Origin of the sequence: Rhizobium leucaenae USDA 9039, assembly GCF_000426285.1 — a bacterium.
GTDB classification, from domain to species: domain Bacteria; phylum Pseudomonadota; class Alphaproteobacteria; order Rhizobiales; family Rhizobiaceae; genus Rhizobium; species Rhizobium leucaenae.
The window spans coordinates 22,513-30,111 of record NZ_AUFB01000044.1; the positions used below are offsets into that span (position 1 = coordinate 22,513).

Consider the following 7,599-nt stretch of genomic DNA (forward strand, 5'->3'; position numbering starts at 1 on the left):
ACTGGCGGTTGAAACGATTTACTTCCCACCAACCAATTGCAGCGGATCATCGGCTGACATAGGGCCAGACCTGAAGTCCACCCTCGAAAATCATCCGTATTGCGACGACCACGATTACGGAAAGTCCGACATATCCGATCCAGCGAAAGCGCTCCAGCAGGCGTGCAATGGCTTCTGCGGCAAGACCCATGAACGCGATCGAAACCGCAAGACCGGCCACCAGAACCATGGGATGATGGGCGGCGACTCCTGCCACGGCCAGAACATTGTCCAGGGACATTGTGACGTCCGCTACGACGATCTGCGCCACCGCCTGTGTCAGAGTCTTCCGCGGCCCGGAGTAACCGGTGCCACCATGATCGGCCTGGTTTGCCGCGGATGCGGAACACAGCTCGCGAAACATTTTCCAGCACACCCAGAGAAGAAGAAGCCCGCCAGCGAGGGTCAGTCCGACGATATCGAGAAGGTGCACGGTGACGGTCGCGAACAATATCCGCAGAACCGTTGCCGCGACCAGTCCGATGAAGATCGCCTTTCGCCGTTGGTCCTTTTCGAGACCGGACGCGGCCATTCCTATGACGACCGCGTTGTCGCCTGCCAGAACGAGGTCAATAGCAATGACCTGCAGCAGTGCGGCAAGCGCGGCAGCCGACAAAAAATCCATTTGTTATCGTCCGATTGCTGGCCCGCGGTGGGCGGTAGGGCTCGGAGCTTCCTCCACGTGTTTTCAGCACGAACTCTGGATTGATCGACATGAGAGATTACCTAGCGTGAAATGTCTTGACTGAATTCCTCAACGATCTTTAATTAACTGATCTGCTGGACCAACCAGTGGACCGGAGGGCGCGATGGGCGAGAGTCCAGTCTTGACCGAGGTACCGAATATCGCGCGGAGCCTCGCCCGCCGAACGGCGCGTGGCGTCATCGCTGAGAAGCTGATGGTTCTGATCGCGACGAACATGCTGCGGCCAGGCGATGAGTTGCCAGGCGAGCGCGAGCTAGCCAATGTTCTCCATGTCAGTCGCGAAACAGTGCGCGGTGCCATCCAGACCCTCGCCGCACAGGGTATCATCGAAGTTTCGCACGGCAGCCGCAGCCGTGTCGGGAAGGTCGATCTCAGCCACATTACCGTGATGATCGCTTCTCCGAGTGCCATCGACAGCTACGATCTGGAGTCTGTTCATGCAGCACGTCTTCACATTGAACTGAAAATCGTCGGCGACGCCGCCGAACGGATCGACGACGCGACGTTAGCGAAACTGCAGGCCCTCATGGAAGCGCAGCGTCTCAGCGGAGACGACGCGATGCGTTTCCTGATTTGCGACCGTGAATTCCACATCGCGATATATCGCGCCTGCGGGAATCCGCTGCTTGCCGATTTCGTCACCGATTTATACACCTACATGATGAATTACCGGCGCAACGCCATGTCGCAACCGGGGGCCATCGATGCCAGTTACAGTGATCATGTGTCGATCATCGAAGCTCTCGCGCAGCATGATCGAGACGGCGTCGTTGCGGCGTTCCAGCATCATCTGACACGTATTTACGAAACAACCAAGGTTCTGCTTGCCAGCGGCAATTCGGTCTGAGCTGAACAGCATCAGGAGATCTGCCTGACATGCATGCGAGGAAGGGAAAAATCTGAGATGGGGCAATCCGAAACCGCACCGAGAACCCGAATCGCGCTCGTCACAGGCGGCGGTACCGGCATCGGCCGCTGCATCGCCAAGGCGCTGTGCGAAGAGGGTTATGCCGTTATCATTACCGGCCGTCGCAGCGATGTGTTGGAAAAAGCCGCTGGCGAACTGGCCGCCGATACCGGTGCTACGGCGCGGGCGATCGCCTGCGATGTCGGCGCCGCCGAGCAGGTGGCCGAGCTTTTCGGCAAGATCAGGGTAGAATTTGGCCGGCTCGATCTCCTCGTCAACAATGCCGGCAGCGGCGCTCCGGCAATCCCGCTCGAAGATATCACTTTCGATCAGTGGAGCAGCGTGGTCGCGGCCAACCTCACAGGTGCCTTTCTTTGCACGCAGCAGGCTTTCAGGCTGATGAAATCGCAGGTTCCCCGCGGTGGCCGCATCATCAACAACGGGTCGATTTCGGCGACGACGCCGAGGCCGAACTCGGCTCCCTATACCACGACCAAGCACGCGATCACCGGTCTAACGAAATCAACTGCACTCGATGGGCGCCCGTACGATATCGCTTGTGGCCAGATCGATATCGGCAATGCCGCAACGGACATGACTGCGCGGATGAGTTCCGGGGTGCTGCAGGCGAACGGAGAAATCGCGAGCGAACCGACGATTCCCGCCGAGCATGTCGCTCGCGCAGTCGTCTATATGGCAAGCCTTCCGCTGGAGGCCAACGTCCTCACCATGACGGTGATGGCGACAAAGATGCCGCTCGTCGGCAGGGGATAGGAAGTCGAAAGCGAATTGGTTGGCATTCTGGCGGTGACATCCCGGGGAGGGGATGACCGGTAGATAGAGGTCAAAAATGAGGACAAAGTTCTGGGAGGAACTTTTATGGCAGGTGTCGAGTTTGTCGATGTCAGGAAATCATTCGGGGCGTTTCCGGTCATCAAGGGTGTGAACATCGAGATTGCGGACGGCGAATTCGTGATCCTGGTGGGGCCGTCCGGATGCGGAAAATCCACACTTCTGAGAATGCTTGCCGGGCTTGAGAATATTTCCGCAGGCGAGATCCGTATCGGCAATCGTGTGGTCAATGGAGTAGCGCCCGGCGACCGCGACATAGCGATGGTGTTTCAGAACTATGCGCTTTACCCCCATATGTCAGTGGCACAGAACATGGCCTTCTCGCTGATGCTCAAACGCTCGCCGAAAGCGGACATGGATCAGCGGGTCAAGAAAGCCGCGGACATCCTTGGCCTTACCAAACTGCTCGACCGTTATCCCCGCCAGCTTTCCGGAGGTCAGCGCCAGCGCGTCGCCATGGGCCGGGCGATCGTGCGCGATCCGCAGGTCTTCCTCTTCGACGAACCGCTTTCCAATCTCGATGCAAAGCTCCGGGTCGCCATGCGTGCGGAGATCAAGGGGCTTCATCAACGTCTTGGCACCACGACCGTCTACGTCACGCACGACCAGATCGAGGCCATGACAATGGCCGACAAGATCGTCGTCATGCATGATGGCGTCGTGGAGCAGGTGGGAAGGCCACTGGAGCTTTACGACAAGCCTGCCAATCTTTTCGTCGCGGGCTTCATCGGCTCGCCGGCGATGAACATGATCAAGGGCCGCCTCGATACGGAGAGTGATGGCCGCTTCATCGCGGCTGATGGAACCGTCCTGCCGGTCGCAAATCCGCCGGCCGGCGCGAGGGGTCGCGACCTCATCTATGGGCTGCGTCCGGAATATATCGCGCCTGACGACAATGGTCTGCCGACGGAAATCATCGTGATCGAGCCGACCGGCTACGAAACGCAAATGACGGTCCGATTTGGGGGCAGCGATGTCAACTGCGTCTTTCGGGAACGGATCGATGCCCAACCCGGCGATACGCTGCGCATTTCCATCGATGTGCCGCATGTCCATCTCTTCGACGCCGAAACCGGTCAGAGATTGACTATCTGAAGCCGCTTCGAGGGACAGCAAGAAGAGGAGTCTTTCTGTTCCTTCGTCGAGGCGGAAGCATCCGGCGAGCCGGATGCGATGGTCGTCGTTCACCAAAACGGGAAGGTGGGCGCCGGGGGAATTGCTCCCGTTTTCAAAGGAGGAGTATCATGACATTCAAGAGACGTGACTTTCTTGCTGCATCGGCGGCAGCGGCCGGTATAGCTGGCCTCTCGCCACTCGGCATACGCCCATCTTTCGCCCAGACCGAACCCAGCTACACGCCCGAAAAGGGGGCAAGCCTCCGGCTTCTTCGATGGACACCCTTCGTCAAGGGAGACGAAGATGCCTGGCTTGCCAATACCAAAAAGTTCACGGAGGCGACGGGCGTCGAAGTTCGCATCGACAAGGAAAGCTGGGAAGACATCCGGCCGAAGGCCGCCGTCGCCGCCAATGTCGGTTCTGGTCCAGACTTGGTGATGTGCTGGTTCGACGATGCTCATCAATATCCTGACAAACTCGTCGATCTAACGGAACTCGCCACCTACCTCGGCAACAAATATGGCGGCTGGTATGACGGCCTGCGCGGTTATGCAACGCGGGGCGACAAGTTCATCGCCATGCCACTGACGGCGATCGGCAATGCCGTCGTTTATCGGGACAGCCATGTAAAGGCCGCGGGTTTCAACGAATTCCCCAAAGATACCGCGGGGTTCCTTGAGCTTTGCAAGGCGATGAAGGCCAAAGGCACGCCTGCCGGCTTCCCGCATGGCAAGGCCGTCGGTGACGGCAACAATTACGCCCATTGGCTGCTTTGGAGCCATGGCGGAAAGATGGTGGACGAAAACAGCAAAGTGACGATCAACAGCCCTGAAACGCTGGCGGCCATCCACTATGCGATGGATCTTTATGCAACCTTCATTCCAGGCACCGAAAGCTGGCAAGACATCAACAACAACCGGGCCTTCCTGGCCGGACAAGTATCGCTGATTGCAAATGGCGTATCGGTCTACTATTCGGCGAAGAAAGATCCGAAGCTTGCCGAAATCGCGGCCGATATCAGAACGACAAATTTTCCGATCGGCCCGGTCGGCAAGAGCGTCGAATTGCACCAGACGAGTTCGCTGGTTCTTTTCAGCCATACCAAATATCCGGAAGCGGCCAAGGCGTATATCAAGTTCATGATGGAAGGGGACCAGATGAACGCCTGGATCGAAGGATCGAGTGCCTATTGCTGCCAACCCTTGAAGGCCTTTGCCAATAACCCTGTCTGGACCGCCGATCCGGTGCATGCGCCCTATGCCCGTGCCTCGGAAACGCTTCGCCCCAACGGCTATGCGGGTCCCCTGGGCTATGCTTCGGCAGGCGTGATGGCCGACTATGTGCTGGTCGACATGTTCGCCGCCGCCGTGACCGGACAGATGACGCCGGAGGATGCGATGAAAGAAGCTGAGCGCCGGGCAAACCGTTATTACAAGGTTTGATCCCAGCGAAGATCGGCAGCATGCCGGTGACGGCATGCTGCGACTGTCCATCAGGAGATAATGCCATGTCGACCGTGACATCCGGCGATACGACGCGCAGCCCGATCAGATCGCTCATGCAGAACAACAATATGCTCGGCTTCCTCTTCATGTTGCCGGCGGCCATATTTCTGGTTTGTTTTCTCACCTACCCGCTGGGACTTGGGGTCTGGCTCGGCTTCACGGACACGCGGATCGGACGCGCCGGCAGCTTTATCGGATTGGAGAATTATCAATTTCTGGCCAATGATTCTGTCTTCTGGCTGTCGGTCTTCAATACATTGCTTTACACCTTCGTTGCCTCAATCCTGAAATTCGTGCTCGGCCTTTGGTTGGCGCTGCTTCTCAATCAGCATCTGCCATTCAAATCGTTCTTCCGGGCAATCGTACTTCTGCCCTGGGTCGTTCCGACGGTGCTTTCGGGATTGGCATTCTGGTGGATCTACGATGCCCAATTTTCCATTGTCTCATGGTCCCTGATGAAGATCGGCCTGATCCATGGCCCGATCAATTTCCTCGGCGATCCCACCAATGCACGGATCTCGGTGATCATCGCCAATGTCTGGCGCGGTATTCCCTTCGTCGCGATTTCGCTGCTTGCCGGCCTGCAGACGATTCCTGCTTCGCTGCAGGAGGCGGCATCCCTTGACGGGGCCACAAGCTGGCAGCGCTTCCGTTATGTAACGCTGCCGATGCTGACGCCGATCATCGCTGTCGTGATGACGTTCTCGGTGCTGTTCACATTCACGGATTTCCAGTTGATCTACGTGCTGACCAAAGGCGGACCGGTCAACGCGACGCATCTGATGGCGACGCTTTCCTTTCAGCGTGGCATCCCGGGCGGCCAGCTCGGCGAGGGGGCGGCAATCGCGGTGGCGATGATCCCCTTCCTGCTCGGTGCCATCATGTTCAGCTTCTTCGGTCTGCAGCGCCGCAAATGGCAGCAGGGCGGACAGGACTGAGATCGGGAGAACGCCATGACCATCAAAACCGAGACCGCCAATTCCATTCTCACCGACAACGTCCAAGGCATGGGCTATCTCAATCGCCTGCCGCGGCGCATCGTCATGCTCTATCTGCCAATGGCGGTATTTGTCTTCGTGCTTCTGTTTCCCTTCTATTGGATGGCGATAACGGCCATTAAGCCGAACGCACAATTGACCGACTATAATAATTACAGCCCCTTCTGGGTCGTCGAGCCGACGCTCGATCACATCAAGTACCTGTTCTTCGAAACGTCCTATCCAGGCTGGCTGTGGAACACGATACTGGTGGCGGTGGGATCGACTGCTTTATCCCTGCTGGCGTCGATTTTCGGCGCCTACGCAATCGAGCGCGTGCGCTTTACAGGCTCGCGTCCAATCGGGTTGCTGATCTTTCTAGCCTACCTGGTTCCGCCTTCGATCCTGTTCATTCCGTTGGCCTTCATTGTGTTCAAGCTTGGAATTTACGATTCCAGGCTGGCTCTCATCTTCACCTATCCAACCTTCCTCATCCCATTCTGTACTTGGTTGTTGATGGGTTATTTCAGGTCGATACCCTTCGAGCTGGAAGAAAGCGCGCTGGTCGACGGCGCCAACCGCTGGCAGATCCTGGTAAAGATCATCCTCCCACTAGCAGTGCCGGGCCTCATATCGGCCGGCATCTTCGCCTTCACGCTTTCCTGGAACGAGTTCATCTACGCGCTGACCTTTATTCAGTCTTCGGAAAATAAAACCATCCCCGTTGGAGTTTTGACGGAATTGGTGCGCGGCGACGTCTTCGAATGGGGATCACTGATGGCGGGCGCCCTATTCGGTTCACTGCCGGTTGTCATCCTCTACTCCTTCTTCGTCGACTACTATGTTTCGTCGATGACTGGTGCCGTGAAAGAATGATCAGAATTTTCGGCTGAAAGGCGGTCAATGACTGATGATCTAACCGTTCGTTCGATATCGCTTGTAGGACTTGCTGCACAGGAGCCAATCTCAGCAGTCAGGCGGGTATTTGGATGTGAAAGGAAGCGATGGAGCTTCAATATGGATGGGATGAACGACACGATACAATCGCACTCCATCAAGAGAGTCAGAAGAAACGATTTTTGACCGAAAATCCGGTGATATTTGCTACCTAGTTTCGAGGAACCTTACCAAACAGGCCGCGTTGCGAAGGCCAAAGGGCGTATATCATTCACACCGTTATCATGGTCTAATTCAATGGTCGGAGCGCCTCCGACGATTTGAAACCGAGCACTTCATGGTAACTGTCCCCTATCCTTAACCGGATAGGGGCTTTTTGTTCGTGCGGTAAACTCAGGTGCCTGCAATCTTCATCCGTCTTCAAAATTTCGGACACATCGTTATTTGATCGGATCAAAGGGAATCGGAGTTTAAGATGCATCTGGGGGATATGCAGTCTGTGCTTCGATGATGTCCCAGGGAGTGGTGTAGCTCGGTCGATCGTCGAGCTTTCCGGACAGGGCCGGGAACGGGTCAGCTTGCCGCAGCAGGCAAGTTGAT

At 56.8% G+C, this 7,599-nt stretch carries 7 protein-coding genes; 6 read left to right on the forward strand and 1 reads right to left on the reverse strand.

Annotated elements, in window-relative coordinates; translation table 11 throughout:
• Positions 1-46: 46 nt before the first annotated feature.
• A complete protein-coding gene (locus tag K290_RS0130515; protein WP_028755168.1) occupies positions 47-664 on the reverse strand; it encodes a TerC family protein in 618 nt (205 codons plus the stop codon).
• Positions 665-848: 184 nt separating this feature from the next.
• Between K290_RS0130515 and K290_RS0130520 the strand changes: the two genes are divergently transcribed.
• From K290_RS0130520 to K290_RS0130545, 6 genes are all read left to right on the forward strand, one after another.
• Positions 849-1,592 carry a FadR/GntR family transcriptional regulator gene (locus tag K290_RS0130520; RefSeq protein ID WP_028755169.1) on the forward strand — a complete coding sequence of 248 codons (744 nt, stop codon included), beginning with the start codon at positions 849-851 and terminating at the stop codon, positions 1,590-1,592.
• Positions 1,593-1,649: 57 nt separating this feature from the next.
• Positions 1,650-2,426 (forward strand): SDR family oxidoreductase, encoded by a 777-nt coding sequence (locus K290_RS0130525; RefSeq protein ID WP_028755170.1) that lies wholly within the window; start codon positions 1,650-1,652, stop codon positions 2,424-2,426.
• Between the two features lie 105 nt (positions 2,427-2,531).
• Positions 2,532-3,599 carry an ABC transporter ATP-binding protein gene (locus K290_RS0130530; protein WP_028755171.1) on the forward strand — a complete coding sequence of 356 codons (1,068 nt, stop codon included), beginning with the start codon at positions 2,532-2,534 and terminating at the stop codon, positions 3,597-3,599.
• Positions 3,600-3,748: 149 nt separating this feature from the next.
• A complete protein-coding gene (locus tag K290_RS0130535; protein WP_028755172.1) occupies positions 3,749-5,062 on the forward strand; it encodes an ABC transporter substrate-binding protein in 1,314 nt (437 codons plus the stop codon).
• A gap of 65 nt (positions 5,063-5,127) precedes the next feature.
• Positions 5,128-6,063, forward strand: coding sequence for a carbohydrate ABC transporter permease (locus tag K290_RS0130540; protein WP_028755173.1), 936 nt, complete (start codon positions 5,128-5,130; stop codon positions 6,061-6,063).
• A gap of 15 nt (positions 6,064-6,078) precedes the next feature.
• Positions 6,079-6,978 (forward strand): carbohydrate ABC transporter permease, encoded by a 900-nt coding sequence (locus K290_RS0130545; protein ID WP_028755174.1) that lies wholly within the window; start codon positions 6,079-6,081, stop codon positions 6,976-6,978.
• The last annotated feature ends 621 nt before the right edge of the window (positions 6,979-7,599 follow it).

Bases quoted from the DNA above. Each gene is read 5' to 3' on its own strand.
- K290_RS0130515 (WP_028755168.1), bottom strand. From the start codon at position 664: ATGGATTTTTTGTCGGCTGCCGCGCTTGCCGCACTGCTGCAGGTCATT.
- K290_RS0130535 (WP_028755172.1), top strand. From the start codon at position 3,749: ATGACATTCAAGAGACGTGACTTTCTTGCTGCATCGGCGGCAGCGGCC.
- K290_RS0130545 (WP_028755174.1), top strand. From the start codon at position 6,079: ATGACCATCAAAACCGAGACCGCCAATTCCATTCTCACCGACAACGTC.
- K290_RS0130520 (WP_028755169.1), top strand. From the start codon at position 849: ATGGGCGAGAGTCCAGTCTTGACCGAGGTACCGAATATCGCGCGGAGC.
- K290_RS0130530 (WP_028755171.1), top strand. From the start codon at position 2,532: ATGGCAGGTGTCGAGTTTGTCGATGTCAGGAAATCATTCGGGGCGTTT.
- K290_RS0130525 (WP_028755170.1), top strand. From the start codon at position 1,650: ATGGGGCAATCCGAAACCGCACCGAGAACCCGAATCGCGCTCGTCACA.
- K290_RS0130540 (WP_028755173.1), top strand. From the start codon at position 5,128: ATGTCGACCGTGACATCCGGCGATACGACGCGCAGCCCGATCAGATCG.